This window comes from Mesorhizobium sp. P3_A8, from assembly GCF_056402995.1.
Genome location: NZ_JBFUGI010000013.1, coordinates 235,697 through 251,004 on the forward strand (window position 1 = coordinate 235,697; position 15,308 = coordinate 251,004).

At 63.3% G+C, this 15,308-nt stretch carries 16 protein-coding genes and 1 tRNA gene; 4 read left to right on the plus strand and 13 right to left on the minus strand.

Annotation, left to right across the window (positions count from 1 at the left end):
• Positions 1–152 precede the first annotated feature (152 nt).
• Genes AC1DX4_RS27935 through AC1DX4_RS27950 form a run of 4 tightly spaced genes read right to left on the minus strand, consistent with a single transcriptional unit; the run spans position 153 to position 2,679 of the window.
• Positions 153–953, minus strand: a complete 801-nt coding sequence (locus AC1DX4_RS27935) for a rhomboid family intramembrane serine protease (protein WP_477223371.1) — start codon at positions 951–953, stop codon at positions 153–155.
• Positions 954–987: 34 nt separating this feature from the next.
• Positions 988–1,569, minus strand: a complete 582-nt coding sequence (locus tag AC1DX4_RS27940) for a cob(I)yrinic acid a,c-diamide adenosyltransferase (protein WP_477223372.1) — start codon at positions 1,567–1,569, stop codon at positions 988–990.
• Between the two features lie 25 nt (positions 1,570–1,594).
• Positions 1,595–1,786 (minus strand): twin transmembrane helix small protein, encoded by a 192-nt coding sequence (locus AC1DX4_RS27945; RefSeq protein ID WP_027031242.1) that lies wholly within the window; start codon positions 1,784–1,786, stop codon positions 1,595–1,597.
• A 26-nt stretch (positions 1,787–1,812) separates the two neighbouring features.
• Positions 1,813–2,679: an SDR family oxidoreductase gene (locus tag AC1DX4_RS27950; RefSeq protein ID WP_477223373.1), complete on the minus strand. Its 867-nt coding sequence runs from the start codon at positions 2,677–2,679 to the stop codon at positions 1,813–1,815.
• Between the two features lie 58 nt (positions 2,680–2,737).
• Here AC1DX4_RS27950 and AC1DX4_RS27955 point away from each other — a divergent pair, with 58 nt between their 5' ends.
• Complete coding sequence (locus AC1DX4_RS27955; RefSeq protein WP_477223374.1) at positions 2,738–3,589, plus strand: YihY/virulence factor BrkB family protein; 852 nt, start codon at positions 2,738–2,740, stop codon at positions 3,587–3,589.
• Here AC1DX4_RS27955 and AC1DX4_RS27960 read toward each other — a convergent pair.
• Together AC1DX4_RS27960 and gluQRS are read right to left on the minus strand one after the other, a co-directional pair.
• On the minus strand, positions 3,559–4,467 hold the full coding sequence (locus AC1DX4_RS27960) for a DMT family transporter (protein ID WP_477223375.1): 909 nt from the start codon (positions 4,465–4,467) through the stop codon (positions 3,559–3,561). The two genes, AC1DX4_RS27955 and AC1DX4_RS27960, sit on opposite strands and share 31 nt — an antisense overlap.
• Before the next feature lie 138 nt (positions 4,468–4,605).
• Positions 4,606–5,481 (minus strand): tRNA glutamyl-Q(34) synthetase GluQRS, encoded by an 876-nt coding sequence (gluQRS, locus tag AC1DX4_RS27965; RefSeq protein ID WP_477223376.1) that lies wholly within the window; start codon positions 5,479–5,481, stop codon positions 4,606–4,608.
• Positions 5,482–5,556: 75 nt separating this feature from the next.
• Here gluQRS and AC1DX4_RS27970 point away from each other — a divergent pair, with 75 nt between their 5' ends.
• Positions 5,557–6,198 (plus strand): DNA-3-methyladenine glycosylase family protein, encoded by a 642-nt coding sequence (locus tag AC1DX4_RS27970; RefSeq protein ID WP_477223377.1) that lies wholly within the window; start codon positions 5,557–5,559, stop codon positions 6,196–6,198.
• Positions 6,199–6,326: 128 nt separating this feature from the next.
• Complete coding sequence (locus AC1DX4_RS27975) at positions 6,327–6,884, plus strand: HNH endonuclease (RefSeq protein WP_027041701.1); 558 nt, start codon at positions 6,327–6,329, stop codon at positions 6,882–6,884.
• Between the two features lie 358 nt (positions 6,885–7,242).
• Here the strand turns inward: AC1DX4_RS27975 and AC1DX4_RS27980 are convergent, their stop codons facing one another.
• Both AC1DX4_RS27980 and AC1DX4_RS27985 read right to left on the minus strand, forming a co-directional pair.
• Positions 7,243–7,761 (minus strand): disulfide bond formation protein B, encoded by a 519-nt coding sequence (locus tag AC1DX4_RS27980; RefSeq protein WP_477223378.1) that lies wholly within the window; start codon positions 7,759–7,761, stop codon positions 7,243–7,245.
• 76 nt (positions 7,762–7,837) lie between these two features.
• Positions 7,838–8,422 (minus strand): YqaA family protein, encoded by a 585-nt coding sequence (locus AC1DX4_RS27985; protein ID WP_477223379.1) that lies wholly within the window; start codon positions 8,420–8,422, stop codon positions 7,838–7,840.
• A 273-nt stretch (positions 8,423–8,695) separates the two neighbouring features.
• Here AC1DX4_RS27985 and AC1DX4_RS27990 point away from each other — a divergent pair.
• Positions 8,696–8,780: transfer RNA gene (locus AC1DX4_RS27990), tRNA-Leu, on the plus strand.
• A gap of 154 nt (positions 8,781–8,934) precedes the next feature.
• Here AC1DX4_RS27990 and AC1DX4_RS27995 read toward each other — a convergent pair.
• The 5 genes from AC1DX4_RS27995 to AC1DX4_RS28015 all read right to left on the minus strand — a co-directional run bounded on the left by AC1DX4_RS27995 (position 8,935) and on the right by AC1DX4_RS28015 (position 14,682).
• Complete coding sequence (locus AC1DX4_RS27995) at positions 8,935–9,615, minus strand: hypothetical protein (protein ID WP_477223380.1); 681 nt, start codon at positions 9,613–9,615, stop codon at positions 8,935–8,937.
• 258 nt (positions 9,616–9,873) lie between these two features.
• Entirely contained in the window at positions 9,874–11,046 is a 1,173-nt protein-coding gene (locus tag AC1DX4_RS28000) for a YncE family protein (RefSeq protein ID WP_477223381.1), read from the minus strand.
• Positions 11,043–11,876 (minus strand): creatininase family protein, encoded by an 834-nt coding sequence (locus AC1DX4_RS28005; RefSeq protein WP_477223382.1) that lies wholly within the window; start codon positions 11,874–11,876, stop codon positions 11,043–11,045. The genes AC1DX4_RS28000 and AC1DX4_RS28005 overlap by 4 nt, the downstream gene beginning before the upstream one ends.
• Before the next feature lie 122 nt (positions 11,877–11,998).
• Positions 11,999–13,282, minus strand: coding sequence for a GNAT family N-acetyltransferase (locus AC1DX4_RS28010; RefSeq protein WP_477223383.1), 1,284 nt, complete (start codon positions 13,280–13,282; stop codon positions 11,999–12,001).
• Positions 13,282–14,682 carry an oligosaccharide flippase family protein gene (locus AC1DX4_RS28015; RefSeq protein ID WP_477223384.1) on the minus strand — a complete coding sequence of 467 codons (1,401 nt, stop codon included), beginning with the start codon at positions 14,680–14,682 and terminating at the stop codon, positions 13,282–13,284. The genes AC1DX4_RS28010 and AC1DX4_RS28015 overlap by 1 nt, the downstream gene beginning before the upstream one ends.
• Between the last annotated feature and the right edge of the window lie 626 nt (positions 14,683–15,308).

Sequence of the window (15,308 nt, forward strand, 5' to 3'; positions counted from 1 at the left end):
GTCGAAAGCCGACATTCCTGACTGAATTCCGGCCAGACGGAATTCTGGCCGGATGGAAATTCTGGTCTTTGCCCGCCTTGGGCTCAGACGGAGACGTTTCCGTAGTTGGGGCAACCCTTGACGTCAATACGCTGGAAGCGGCTCAAATCGGTTCAGTTTGAGCCAGAAGGGTTTCCCCGGCCCCAGCGCGTCGTGGTGGCCGACGGTTCAGGCGCCGCTGATTCAGCTGCAACCGACGGCTGGTTTGATGTGGGAGCCACGGTATCCTCGTCCGCGCCGGCAAAAAGCGGCACGCCACGGCTGCGCAGGACAAGCACCAGCACGGCGCCGGCAATGATGCCGCCGATATGGCAGGCCCAGGAGATCTGGTCCTCGCCACCGGCGGCGAACATGACGATTTGGAACAGCACCCACAGGATGAGCGGGATGAAGGCCGGAATGCGCAAGGGGATGCGGGCGAAGGCCAGCACCCAGACCTTCACCCGGGGATAGAGGATCAGATAGGCGACGACCACGCCGGCGATGGCGCCCGAGGCGCCGATCAGCGGCACCTGCGAATCCCAGGCGACGAGGCCCTGGAAGGCGGCGCCGGCGATGGCGCAGAGCAGGTAGAAGATCAGGTAGCGGATGTGGCCGAGCGCATCCTCGACATTGTCGCCGAACACCCACAGGAACAGCATGTTGCCGCCGAGGTGGAAGATGTCGGCATGCAGGAAGGAGTAGGTGAGGTAGCTCAGGCCTTCGGGAATGACGACGAAGCGAGGGTCGAGTTCGGCCGTGTTATGGACGACGGACGGAATGAAGCCGAGACCGAGTACGGCGGCATTGGTGAAGTTCTCGCCACCGAGGGCGGTGGCACAATAGACCAGCGCGTTGACCACGATCAGGCCGATCGTCACATATTGCAGGCGGATGTGGCGCAGCCTGTTGGTGTCATAAAGCGGGATGAACATGCGTGCCTGGGCCCCCTCCCGCCTTTCGATCCGTTCAGCGGTTCTTGCCGGGAACCCATAGCACGTCGGCATTTCCGTTGTCATTGACCGCCCGGGCGGCGACAAACAGGAAATCCGAAACGCGGTTGATGTATTTCAGCCCGTCGCGGTTGACGTGCTCGCCCGGGTTTTGAGCCAGTGCCACCATGAGCCGCTCAGCCCGTCGCGCCACCGTGCGGGCGAGATGCAAGGCGGCCGCAGCCGGGCTGCCGCCGTTGAGCACGAAGGATTTGAGCGGCTGCAGATCCTTGTTAAGCAGGTCGATGTCCTTTTCGACTCGGTCGGTCTGCGTGGCAACGATGCGCAGCGGCTCATAGCCAAGCGGTTTGCCGTCGTGGGGCACCGCAAGATCGGCACCGAGGTCGAAAAGGTCGTTCTGGATGCGCGACAGCATGGCATCGATCGCCGGATGGCTGGTTGCCGTGTGGACGCGAGCGATGCCGATACAGGCATTGGCCTCGTCGACCGTGCCGTAGGCGTCCACCCGCAGGTCGGATTTCAGCCGCCGCTCACCGGTGCCGAGACCCGTGGTGCCATCGTCACCGGTGCGGGTGTAGATCTTGTTGAGCTTGACCACGTCGCCTCCCGAACGGTCGCTATCCTCACTTGCGGGTGAAATACACCGCGAGCAGAATCAGCACCAGCGCCACGGCCTGCAGCATGACACGTGCCTGCATCAGCTTGTTCGAGGTGACGCCGGAACCGCCACGCATCATGTTGATGAGGCCGCGGATCAGCACGATCACCACGGCGGCCATGACCAGAATGGCGAGGATGTTGAAGACGGTTGCCATTGTTGCGTTTCCAGTTGTTTTCGCGTTCAGGCGCGTTTGGCCATCAGGCGGTAGAGTATCGATGCCGGCAGAATGCGCTTGAGTGCAGCGGCGATCTTGGCCGGCACCGTTACCACATAGTGCGGGCGCGGGCGCCGCGACAGAAGTGCATGGCGCAGAACCTTATGGACCACTTCGGGCCCAGGCTTCAGCGCCGACTGGCTGCCGCCGGCGCGCAGCCGCTCCAGCTGCGCGGCATAGTCGGCGCTGTGCACGGAATTCTCGATGTCGATGTTTTTCAGGAACCAGGGCAGGCCGTTGCTGGCGATCTTCGATTTCACCGGCCCCGGTTCGATCAGGCAAACATGGACGCCGCTGCCTTCCAGTTCCTGGCCCTGACAGAGCATCAGCGCCTCGAGTGCATGCTTCGACGCCGAATAGGCGCCACGGAACCGCACGGGCACGAGGCCGAGGATCGATGAGCAATGGACGAGGCGGCCATGGCCCTGGCGGCGCATCACCGGCACGAGACGGCTGGTGAGATCATGCCAACCGAAGAAATTGACCTCGAACTGCTCTTTCAGCGCTGCCACCGACAGATCCTCGACGGCGCCGGCCTGGGCGTAGGCGCCATTGTTGAAGAGCGCGTCCAGCCTTCCACCCGTGCGCTCGAGCACTGAAGCCACCAAAGCGGCGATCGAGTCCGGTTCGCTGTAGTCGAGATAAAAAGCCTCGATGCCGTCCGTTTCCAGCGCAGCGATGTCTTCCGGCTTGCGCGCCGTGGCGAACACGCGCCAGCCCTCGGCCTTCAGCGCTCGCGCGCAATAGGCGCCTATGCCTGAGGACGCACCGGTGATGATGATGGTGCGCAACTCAGCCGCTGGAGAATTCGTGGTTTGACTTAGGGTTGCCATTTGCCGCATTCACTTCCCATATTCGCGGCGTCGAGACAATCGAAGGGAGCGCGCGTCCTTGCTGCGGAATATAGTCGCCCTGCGCCGCGTGCTCTACGACGCGCTTGGCCATTTCAACACCGATGACGGCTGGGCTATGGCCAGCCATCTGGCGATCACCTCGCTGATGGCGCTGTTTCCGTTCCTGATCTTCGCCACGACGCTGGGCAGCTTCCTCGGCGCCCAGGCCTTCGCCGACACCGCCGTGCATCTGGTCTTCGACACCTGGCCGGATCAGATCGCCAAGCCGATCGCGCATGAGGTGCTGAACGTGCTGACCGTCCGGCGCACCGATCTTTTGACCTATGGCGTGCTGCTGGCCGCCTATTTTGCCTCGAACGGCATCGAGGCGCTGCGCACCTCGCTCAACCGCGCCTATCGCGTCACGGAGACGCGCGGCATCATCTATCGCCGGGTGCAGAGCCTGTTCTTCGTGCTGATCGCGACGGCCGGGTTCCTGGCGATCAGCGTGCTGCTGGTGTTCGCGCCCTTGCTGGCGCGGCTGGCCGAAGCCCATTTCGAGTGGATCAAACCCTATACCGGCACGATCACGCTGTGGCGCTACGTCATCGCCTCGACCGTTATCATCGGCGGGCTGTTTTCGGTGCACTACTGGCTTCCGGCCGGCAAGCGCCGCTTCGTCTCGCTGGTGCCGGGCATCATCTTCACACTGGCCGCATGGCTCATCGGCTCGACGATGTTTGCCACCTATCTCGACCACTTCTCGTCCTATGTGACGACCTATGCCGGGCTCGCCTCGATCATGATCGCGGTGGTTTTCCTCTACATCGTCTCGGCGATCTTCATTCTCGGCGGCGAGCTCAACGCCGCGATCAGCCGCTATCTGGAGGCCCGCGCCCGGGTCGGATGAGACTGTGCCTTGGTCTGCCGCGCCGTTGCCAGGCCGACGCCGAACGTCGTGATGGCCATGCCGACAATCTGCAGCGCATTAAGCTGCTCGTTGAAGAGGGCCCAGGCGATGATCGCCGTCACCGCTGGCACCAGATAAAACAGCGAGGCGACTTTCGACATTTCGCCGTCGCGGATCATCACCATCAAAAGGAAGATGGCGCCGAGCGACAGCACCAGCACCAGCCAGGCCATGGCGAAGATCAGTTCGCCGTTGATGACGACAGTGTGGGTTTCGAAGGCAAGCGCGGCGAGGATCATCAGCGAGGCGCCGCCCACATATTGCCACATGGTGGCCGCCACGAGGTCGCCACCGGAGGCAAAGCGCTTCTGCCAGATGGTGCCCGCGCTCATGCCGAGCACCGAGACCAGCGACGCGGTCAGCGTCGCCGCCGTCACGCCGCCGCCGAGCGCGCCGAGTTTTGGCCATAGCACAATGACGATGCCGATCAGGCCGATGCCAAGGCCGAGCCAGTGGCGCGGCAGGATGGCCTCGCCGAGAAACTTGCCGGCCAGCACCGCCGTTATCAGCGGCTGCAGGCCGACGATCAGAGCCGAGAACCCGGCCGGCATGCCCCGGTGGATGGCCCAGAAGACGGCGCCGAGATAGACGCCATGCATCAGGATGCCGGCGCCGGTGGCGTGCAGCGCCTCCTTGCGGGTGGCTCGTTTCGAGCCCAGGACGGGCATCAGCAGAGCCAGCAGGATGGCGGCTATGACGAACCGTGCGGCAAGGAAGGTGAACGGCTCCGCCCACGGCATGGCGTAGCGGGCGCCGATGAAGCCGGTTGCCCACAGGACGACGAAGGTGGCGGGGATGAACCGCTTGATGCTGTGCATTTTCCGGAGACCGCAACGCTGGTGAGAACTGACCGTGGCGATGCTCTAGTCCCGTTCAACCCGGCGTGCAAAACGAAACGATTGATCCATGCATCACCGGAATTCAATTGGTGGTGCGATTTTCCTGACGAGTAGAGGTCAGAGCCCGACCATCCGCCTGATGTCATCAGGCGTCGCGCCGGCGTCGCGCAGCTTGGCAAGGCCGGTGTCGCCGAGGCTCTTCGACAGTTTTCGCCCGTCCGGCCCGAGGATGAGCCGATGGTGGAAGTAGGCCGGCTGCGGCAGCCCGAGCAGCTCCTGCAGCAGGCGCTGCACGCCGGTGGCGGAAAACAGGTCCTGTCCGCGCACGACATGGCTGACGCCTTGCAGCGCATCATCCATGACGACGGCGAGGTGGTAGCTGGTCGGGATGTCGCGGCGCGCCACGATCACGTCGCCCCAATCCTGCGGTCGAGCTTCGACCGAGCGCGTCGCGGATAGTGTCTCATCGTTGAATTCGGCCCATGCGAGGTCCCTGCCGACACGCGCCATGGCGGCATCGACATCCAGCCGCCAGGCGAAGGGCTCGTTGTCGGCGATGCGCCGCTTGCGTTCTTTCACCGGCAGCGCCTTGTCGGCCGGGGGGTAGAGCGGCACGCCGTCGGGATCGCGCGGCCAGTCGCGTCCTCGCTTTTCGCTTTCGGTGATAAAAGCGCGGATGTCGCCACGGCTCATGAAGGCGGGGTAGACCAGGTCGTCGCGGATCAGCCGGTCAAGCACCGCCTCGTACTCGGCGAAATGCTCGGACTGGCGGCGCACCGGCTCCTCCCAGCCAAGCCCCAGCCATTTCAGGTCGGCAAGCATGCCGGCTTCGAATTGCGGTGTGCAGCGTGTCGTGTCGATATCCTCGATGCGCAGCAGCAGCCGGCCGCCGCTGGCCTTTGCCAGCGTCTGGTTGAGCAGCGCCGAATAGGCATGGCCGAGATGCAGTTCGCCGTTGGGGCTGGGCGCGAAGCGGAATGTCAGGAGCGTCATGTCTCGAGCGGCAATCGGGTTGTGCTGCGGTTTTGGCGGTTGCTACTTTGCGGCACATTGGCGGACAAGGATACAATGCAACGCATCGCGACACTGGACGACATTGCGCGCGGGCTCGATGCGCTTTGCATCATCGACCCACGCCTGGAAAAGGTGCGCGGCATGGCAGGCGAGGTGCCGCTCAGGCTCTCCGAGCCCGGCTTCAGAAGCCTTGCCTCGATCATCGTCTCGCAGCAGGTCTCCCGGGCGAGCGCCGATGCCATTTTCGGCCGGCTGACGAAACTCGTCGATCCGCTGACGCCGCAGGCGATCCTGGCCGCCGGCGAGGACATATTTCGCGAGGCCGGCCTGTCGCGGCCCAAGCAGCGCGGCCTGATCGCGATTGCCCAGGCGGTGGCCGACGGCCTCGACCTCCATCACCTTTGTTCGCTTGAGGCTGAGGAGGCGATCACGAGGATGACGGCGGTGTCCGGCATCGGCCCGTGGACGGCTGAAGTGTATCTTCTGTTTGCCGCCGGGCACCCCGACATCTTCCCCGCGCGTGATGTCGCGCTGCAGAGCGCGGTCGGCCATGCGCTCGGCATCGACCCGCGTCCGCCGGAGAAAACACTGATCCAACTCGCCGAATCATGGAGCCCGTGGCGAGGTGTCGCATCGCGGCTTTTCTGGTCCTATTATCGCGAAACCAGGGGCAGGGACGCCGCACCGCCCGCCTGAATCCGCAAAAAAGCATAAAAATCATGCTTTTTTGGCACGTCGCGCGAACCACAATCCGCTTCACATCCCTGTCATGTCGGGCTTACAGTATCCGCGCCGTTCGGGTCTAGAACCAAGGAGGTAAACACGTGACGGTTGCCGTATCTCCGGATGGGCTTCCAGCACTGGTGCTGAATGCGGATTACCGTCCGCTCAGCTATTACCCCTTGTCGCTCTGGTCCTGGCAGGACGCCATCAAGGCGGTGTTCCTCGACCGGGTCAACATCGTCGCCGAATACGAGCATGCGGTGTCCTCGCCGACCTTCTCGATGAAGCTGCCGAGCGTGGTCAGCCTGAAGGCCTATGTGAAGCCGTCCAGGCACCCGGCCTTCACCCGTTTCAACGTCTTCCTGCGCGACCGCTTCCAGTGCCAGTATTGCGGCACGCCTGACGATCTGACCTTCGACCACGTCATCCCCCGCCATCGCGGCGGTGCGACGACATGGGAAAATGTCGTCGCCGCCTGCTCGCCCTGCAATCTGAGGAAGGGCGGCATGATGCCGGCGCATGCCAAGATGTTTCCACTGCAGAAGCCTTACCAGCCGACGGTGCATGATCTGCACAACAACGGCCGCCTGTTCCCGCCGAACCATCTGCATGAAAGCTGGATGGATTATCTGTACTGGGATGTCGAGCTGGAGCCCTGAGAGCGTTCGAGAATTCGGGAGGCTGGCCGCCTGGGTCGCGCTCACTTATCAGCGGCTTCGCGTTCAAGGACCGGCTTCCCCCACTCCGTCGCTGCTTCGCAGCGCCACCTCTCCCCCCWCCGGAGGGAGAGGAAAGGAGCTTGTTGGAGGCCGGAGTAGAAGGGGAGCCTGTTGGAGGAGCGCTGGCTGCAACAGGCTCGCGCCTTTCCTCTACCCCGTCGATCGGGGGAGAGGTGGCTCGGCGAAGCCGAGACGGAGTGGGGGTCGACTTGGCTCGGACGTCGAAAGCCGCGCATGTGACCTCAGCCTGCCGAATTTTTTGCTCGCACCCTGCGCCTTGGGACTCAATCGAACCAGCTCAGTCGCGGGCCAGCGCACCCCGGAACGCGACGGCGGCCAGGACAAGGCTGGCGATGGCGTTCCAGCCGGCCAGCGACAGGCCCAGGATGCGCAGTGCGGCCTTGTCGCAGGAGGGTGGCACGAATTTGTCGAGTGCGTCGAGAACGCCCTTGCCGCCAGTGTCGACCGGTCCGGCGCCAGCCGTGCAGTCGGTCGGGCCGGCCCACCACTGCCATTCGACGCCGGAATGGTAGACGCCGAGATAGAGGCCGTAGAGCATCAAAAGGCCGCCGATACCCAGCAGGCCGCGCGACAGCCAGGCTGGCGCGTGCAGCATCGATGCAATCACCGCCAGCACCATCAGCGGCGCGCCGATATAGTAGGGGGTGCGCTGTTCCAGGCAGAGGTGGCAGGGGATATAGCCGCCAATGTACTGGAAGCAGAGCGCCGAGCCGACGGTCGCCGCCATGGCGACGGCGAGAAACAGGGCGGTCCGCGTCCGCTGGCGTCCGGTATCGGCATTCATGGTCGCTGTCATGGGTCTTCGTCCGTTGTGTTCGCCGCCCCGCCAGGACCGCTTGCATCTCTCTTTAAGCGTTTTTGAGGGAGACGCCTCAGAAGGCGTATTTGACGACGATATAGAGCAAAATCAGGGCAGCCGCGCCGGCGCCGACAATCAATCCCAGGCGCTTCTCGATGAACTCCTTGATCGACTCACCGTAGCGGCGCAGCAGCCAGGCAAGCAGCAGGAAACGAGCGCCTCGCGCCAAGATGGCCGAGACGATGAAGACAACAAGATTGATGTGAAGCGCCCCGGCCAGGATAGTGACCACCTTGATCGGGGGCAGGTGCGCAACTCCGGACGTGACGAGCAGCACCAGCATGAGCCCGGTGCCGGACGACTGCCATTCCTCGAACGCGGCAAGGCCGCCGAAATGCTCCAGGATCGGCCGGGCTATCGTGTCGTAGGCATAGTAGCCGATCAGCCAGCCGGCGATGCCGCCCAGCACGGACGCAACAGTGGCGGTCAGCGCGTAGCGATAGGCGCGTTCGGGCCGCGCCAACGCCATGGGCAGGAACAGCACGTCCGCCGGAATGAAGAACACCGAGCTCTCGACGAAAGCGATGAAGGCCAGCCACCATTCGGCGGATTTGCGCGCCGCCAGCGACAGGGTCCAGTCGTACAGTCCGCGAAGCATCGGCTCTCCTAATGCGTGTCGCCCAAAAGTGCGCAGATGCCCGGGGCAAGGCAGGGATGAAAACAAGGGCCCAAGCTTGCGTGTCGGTCCCTTCAGACGCGCCACGCTTCATGCGCCGCCTGTCTAGAAAGATTTTCCGCGCTGCACAATGGCAGCCCCGCCACGAAATCAAAAGGCGAAGATTGGTCGCATCCCGGTGATCTCGAGAATTGGCCAGTTGACGAACAGGCCTCCGACCGTATAGTCCGCGCCCATCCAGGCCGCCCGGCCTGAGCCCCTATGGCGGAATTGGTAGACGCGCTCGACTCAAAATCGAGTTCCGCAAGGAGTGCTGGTTCGATCCCGGCTAGGGGCACCATTCCATTTTTCAGGACAGGTCCATGTTGCTTGCCTGCCCATGAACGAGGGCAGTCTCGATGAGACCACGGATGGGTTTCACTGCGCTGGACGTAGCCGAGACGATTTGCGGCGCAGGCTGGCTACAGTGCCAGCCTGCGCCCTCGTCAATCCAATCAGAGCGAATGCTTGTAGCCGATCCCGATGTTCCATTTGTCGCCGGCGAGATCGTTGTAGGGGGCCGAAGTCGTGTCGGTCTTCTTCCAGGAATAACCGACGCTGGCATAGACCGCGTTGGTGGAGTCGATGTTGTAGGTCACGCCGGTGGCCAGCTTGGGCGTTTCCCAGGTGGTGCTGAAGGCGTTGCGGTAGCGGAAGTTGAAGACGTTCCAGGTCCACTGCTTGGAGAGCTTCCAGTCGCCCGCGAGATACAGGGCGTAGTAGGGAACATTGGCGTTGGCATCCGCGTCCTTGATGATGCCTGTGTCGTGCCAGGTGTAGCCGAGCCCCAGGCTCGGGGTCAGGGTGAAGGCATCGGTGATCTTGATTTTGTAGCCGAGACTCGCTTCGGCGTAGTACTGCGACTTTCCGCCGGTCTTGAAGGTCGGCTGGATAAAGATGCCGCCGACGAAATTGTTGTCGAAATTGTGCGAGACGCTGAGTTTGAAGTAGGTGTCGGCAAGCGACCTTGCAGTGTTGCTGCCATTGTCGATGGCGTAGAATTCCGGGTCCCCTTCGATCGCAATCGTCCAGCTCGGCGCTGCCGGGGGCGGGGCTTCGACCAGGTCGGCGGCAAAGGCCGATGTGGCCATGGACAAGCAGACGCCCAATGGGGCGATGATGGTGCGCAAAAGCATGGTCTTTCCTCGAGATGTGGCGGCGCATGGAGCGGCGCATTGGGATGTGGCGAGGATTTAGCTAGGCGCGCGCCATTACAGTTATGTGACGATGTGCCATTCGTGTGGGCCGGTTCGTCCGAACGGTTCTCGGCAGGAAATCGGCGGTGCAGTTTGGCCACACAAGCGACGCGATGACGGCAGGAAACCTTTCGATGAGAACGGTTTCCTCGCAGGCGCACCAGGAGGCTGCGTTACGGGTCTCCGCGACCGAGATGCCTATCGCATGTTGCCGGTGTGACCTTGCGAGTATCTGCCGGGCTGCGGCCAGACGGTCAGGCCGTGAGGCTCGACGCCGACCCGGATTTTCGTGACAGCGCCCGAGGTCGTGTCGATCATGTAGACCTCGCTGTCGAAGCGGCCGGACAGCCACAATTGCTTGCCGTCGGCGCTGACATTGCCCATGTCGGGGCTGCCGCCGCCGGGTATCGGCCATTGCGCGACGACCGAGCGGGTGGCGAAATCGATGACGGTCACGCTGCCCGGCCCCTTTGCACGGCCTTGCTCCATCTTGTGCGAACCGCGGTTCGAGACGTAGAGCTTGGTCCCGTCACGGCTGACGACAAACCCGTGCGTGCCGATGCCGGTGGCGATGAAGCCGATCTCGGAAAAACTGTCGCCGTCGATCAGGAACACACCGTCGTTCATCATGTCGGCGACGTAGAAGACCTTGCCGTCGGAGGAGAGCCTGACGTCCTGCGGCATGCCCATTTTCGACAGGGCAAGGTGGCCGAGCACCTTCTGGTTTTTCAGGTCCACCTTCAACAGGCCGCCATCGCCATATTCGCAGGTGAAGATGGCGTAGGAACTGTCGACGGAAAAATCGGCGTGGTTGATACCTGGGCAGGTCGGCGTCGGGAGCGTCGATTTCAGCGCCATGGTCTGCGGATCGCGAAAGTCGAGCCGCTGGTAGGCCTCATCGACAATGACGGCCGAACTTCCGTCCGGCATGAAGTACATGTTGTAGGGGTCATCGACCGGAATTTCGTGACCCGGCTTGGCGGTCCTGGGGTCGATAGGCGTCACGCTGCCCTTGCTGGTGCCGCTGGCGTTGTTGGCGACCCAGAGCGTCTTCAGATCCCAGGACGGAACGACGTGCTGCGGCTTGCGCCCGACAGGGAACCTGTCGACTTCCTTGAGGGTCACGGGGTCGATCACCGATACGCTGTTGGACGAGCGGTTCGGAACATAGACACGTGGCAGCGCGCCTGCCGTTGCCGGGCTCAAATGATCAGAACCTGTCTGGTCGTAGATATTGATCGGGGAGTGCGAAGGCGCCGGGTCGCTGCAATCCTCCGGGCACGAGCCGGCCGAAGCCGATGCCGACGACAGGGCAAGCAACAAGACGAGCAGCGCGGAAAAGCTCGTGAACTGAAGATATGGTTTGATCATTTGGGTTGCTGTTTTTCGAATTCGCGGATCGCGTCGGTCGTCCCGTTGACGATCAGGTCGACGCCGAGTTGGCCAAACGCGGCTGACGATCGTGTCGGATCGCCACCATAGACGCCGTCGCCGGCATCAAGCTTCGGGGCAGCGGCAAGGCGATCCTTGCGCACCATGGTTGGGTCGATGGCGAGCATAAGTGATGTGTCGGCCAATCCGGCATGGGTTCCGATCTCCGGCCGCGTCGCGCCGGCCGACAGCAGCTTGTCGACATAGGCGCCCTGGGTGATCTGATAGTATTCGAGCGCCGCAAAGACCCGGACCGGGGTTTTGCGCCATTCGGCATTCAGGCGATCGGCGACATGGCGCTCGTCGGCCTGATAGCCGCCGTGGTCGCCGATCAGCACGATGGTCTTGAAGCCGTGCAGCTTGAAGCTGCGGGCCGCGGATTCGAGCAACTGCTCGAAGATCTTGTCGCTGATGGTGATCGTGCCGGGAAACCGCATATGGGCGGTCGGCGGGTCGATGGTTCCTTCCGGAACATAGGAGATCACGGGCGCGACCAACGCGTCGCCCAATTGGTTGGCTATTTTTTCGGCCAGGAACTTGACCCGCACATTGTGCTTGCCCAAAGCCATGGCGGGGCCGCTTTGCTCAGTGCCGCCTATCGGGATGATGATCGTCGTCGTCCCGGCGCCGATCCGGTCGCGCAGTTCGGTCCAGGTCTGGTCTTCAAGGAAGACTGATCCATTAGCGGCGTTCGCAGTCGATGCCAGACTGGACAGAAGCCAAAGGCCGACGACGGTACTCGCGAGCGTGAAACCGTGTCGTGCGATCATTCCAGCCTCAGGACCATACGTCGCATCGGACCGTACGTCCGCCGATTTGCGCAATTTGTGCGAAGGGCAGGGGTCTTGACAAGCGGTCTTCCCGTCAAGCCGCGGAAGCTCAAGATCATGGTCTACCGCCTGCGCAACAAGCTCTTCATGCGGTTGCGCAGCAGGCGTGCCATGTTGCGGGTCTCGCGGTAGAGATGCAGCTGCGAAGCGGCCTGGCGCGCGAGGCGATCAGCGTCCGGCGTCAGCCCGATCACCAGCGTGCCGATCGGCTTGCGCTCGGTCCACAGCCTGCTCATCACCGGATGGTCCGGCACCGCGCAGGAATCGGTCATCATGATGTTGGGGTCGTCGAGATGCTGCCTTGTGACCTCGATCATCAGCAGTGTCCCGGGCGAATAGGCCGATAGCGTCTCGTCATAGGCCGTCTTCCAGGTGTAGGCGACGCCGGCCTCGACGAAGACGATCAGGCAGGCGATGGTGCGGCCATCGAGCGTCAGCGAATGGATGCGGCACATGTCCTGCTCGGCGAGCCTGTGCACGGCCTCGCGGGCAAAGGCAGCGCGGAAGCGGTCGATCGCCATGGCGGTACGCTCGCGGCCTTTCCAGCCCGACGCTTCCAGCGTCAGGAAGCTTTCGATGGCATGGCGGATCTCTTCGGGGCCGCGCGCCACCACATGCTCCAGACTGCCGAGGTCGGCAAGGCGCCGCTTCAGGCGGCGGAACTCGCGATAATGGTGCGCGCGCAGCGAAGCCTTCAGATAGTCGTCGCCGTCGAGTTCGCTCTCCAGCGCGGGGCGCGCCACCTGGCCGGTGGTGACCAGCGTCAGGCCGCGTGTCTCGGCCACGGTGCCAAGCAGGCTCGCCACCGGGCCGTCTAGCCTCATGTCGGGCAGCACGAGGACTTTCGGCATCTTGAGGTGCGGGCGCGACAGCATCGAGAAGAAATCCTCGACGACGCCGATCGGATCGTCGCGGTCGATCAGCGGTGTGCCAAGCGGACCAAAGGGGCTCGACCAGGTGCGCATCACCGGAACGCCGAGCGGCACCACGGGCCGTTCCACCGAGATCGGCACCAGCAGGCGCAGCCGGTTGCGGTATTCGTCGCCGTCGCGGATCACCGCCAGCCGCACCTCGCGATCTTCCAGCCGGGGCATGGCCGGCGCCAGGAAACGCGGGTTGAAGAAGACGTTCGGCTCGATCGTGCGGGCGCAGAGATAGTCCAGCTCCTCGACCAGGTCGAAGCCGGCCGATGCCGGGTAGATGGCAAGCTTGCGCTCGGGCCGGTTGTTGGCGAGGATTTCGATATGGGCGGGGTCGGCGTCGCGCGCCAGGCCGGCAAGGCCCGACACCATGGCGCCGGCGGTGCCGCCGCTGCTGGTTTCCTCGAGCAACGGGATGGCGGCCATCAGGCGGCTCCTTTGGCAGGCACGAAGATCGCCATGACGATGCCGAGCTTGCGCCACACCGTGAAGGACAGTGCGGTGGCCTCGAAGATCATGGCAAAGGCGGTGGCCATGGCCGCGCCCCACAGGCCGAAATGCGGGATCAGCACCACGTTGAGGCCGATGTTGAAGGCCAGCGTCATGGCATAGACGGCGGCGCAGATGTTCTGGTTGCCGCTCATCGTGAGCAGGCTTTCGCAAGGGCCGACGGCGGCGCGCGCCACGACGCCGAAGACGAGCAGGAACAGAAGCGGATAGCCAGTGGTGAATTCGGGGCCGAACAGCACGAGCATGGGTTCGCCGAGCGCCAGCACCAGGATCGCCATCAGCAGCGACGGCCAGAAGGTCCACGACACCGTTTCGCGGGCGAAAGCGGCAAGCTTGGCCGGATCGCCATGGGTGAATTGCGCGTAGCGCTGGGCGACGCCGGCCTTGACCGCGAAATAGACGAAATGCACCAGCGCCAGCGTCTTGACCGTGGCGAAATAGACGGCGACGTCATTGGGGTTCATGTAGGCGCCGACCATCAGCACGTCGGCATTGGTGAGCAGGAAGAAGAAGCTTTCGACGAGGAAGATCGGCAGCGAGACGATGAACCATTGCGCGAAATGCACTTTCATCGGCCCGGTCGGAATCTGCCTTTCCATGCGGTGCGTGACGCCGATCAGCTGCGCGAGCGTGGTGACGTAGGTGGCGGCGATCGAGGCGAAGATTGCCGTCCTGGCATCGGCGGCGTAGCCGACATAGAGCATCAGCGCCATGAACAGCAGGATCAGCACCGGGCGTATCAGGTAAGTCGGCGACAGGGCAAACAACGCCCAACTGTTCGCCCTGGCCTGGCCCTGCAACAGATCCGACACCGCGATCATCGGCAGGCAGATGACGCCGAGGATGAACGGTATCACGTAATAATTTTCGAGCCAGGGCGCCGCCAGCCAGACGCCGAGCGCGCCGAGCCCGGCGATGATGGTGGAGGCGATCAGTACGAACAGGCGGCTGGCCACGACAATGCCGCGCAGCTCGTCCATCATGCCGCGCTCGCGGTATTCGGGGATGAAGCGGATGACCGAGGTGTGGAAGCCGAGGCAGGCGAGGTTGCCGACGATGACCATCGTCACCCAGACGAGCACGAAGATGCCGTATTCGAACGAACCCATCCAGCGCGCCATCAGCACCTGGCTGATGAAGGCGATGACGGCGCTGACGATGCGGATGGAGAAGGCGATGACCGACATGCGGCCGGCCTCGCCGCGCTCATCGGCGGTGAACAGCACGGCGTCGATGCGGCCAAGCAACGGCTTGATGCGCAGCGCCAAACGCTGCGGCAAGAACCGCCCGGCAGTCGTGGCCGCGGAAAAGCGCACCCCGAATATTCTCCGTTTTCCGCCTCTTTTTCAGGCTTTGGTGTAGCGGAGACACATTAAGAAACGGTTGGGTGAGGAGCGGTCCGCGCAGCGGACGAAAAGCCAATGATTTGGCTTTTCGAGTGACGAACGCCCGGAGCCATAGCGGAGGGCCGGCACGCCGCTGGTGCGCAGCGAGCGCGTTTTGATGTTCCGGTGGCATGACGAATGGCGAGAAAACGCCGGGTCCGGGTCAGCCAGCAGTCATTCTACGTGCTGTTTCAATGCAAGCGTTGGAAAGGCTAGGTCGGCGCGGCGTCGTGCTCGACTTTCGCGGTGCGATGGCCGTTGATGAGGTGGCATTCGCCCGATCGCCGCCAATCGCGGACCCTGGCGCCGCCCCTTGTGTGTTTGGAATCGTGCATTGTTGAGGGTGCCACGGACCAGGTGCTTGCCTGATCCGTGGCGGTGGTCGAGAGCCCGTCGCCCCTCAGGTGGCCTAAACCGTGGATGAGCTGGGGCCCGACCGCCTTCTTTTGTGAACCCGAACAGTTGCAAGGGGCAAGCCCCCGCACACAAGGAAGGGACCGAGGAGATGGTAGCGCAAACGGTTCAGGACATCGGCATCGATGTTGCCAAAGGCTGGC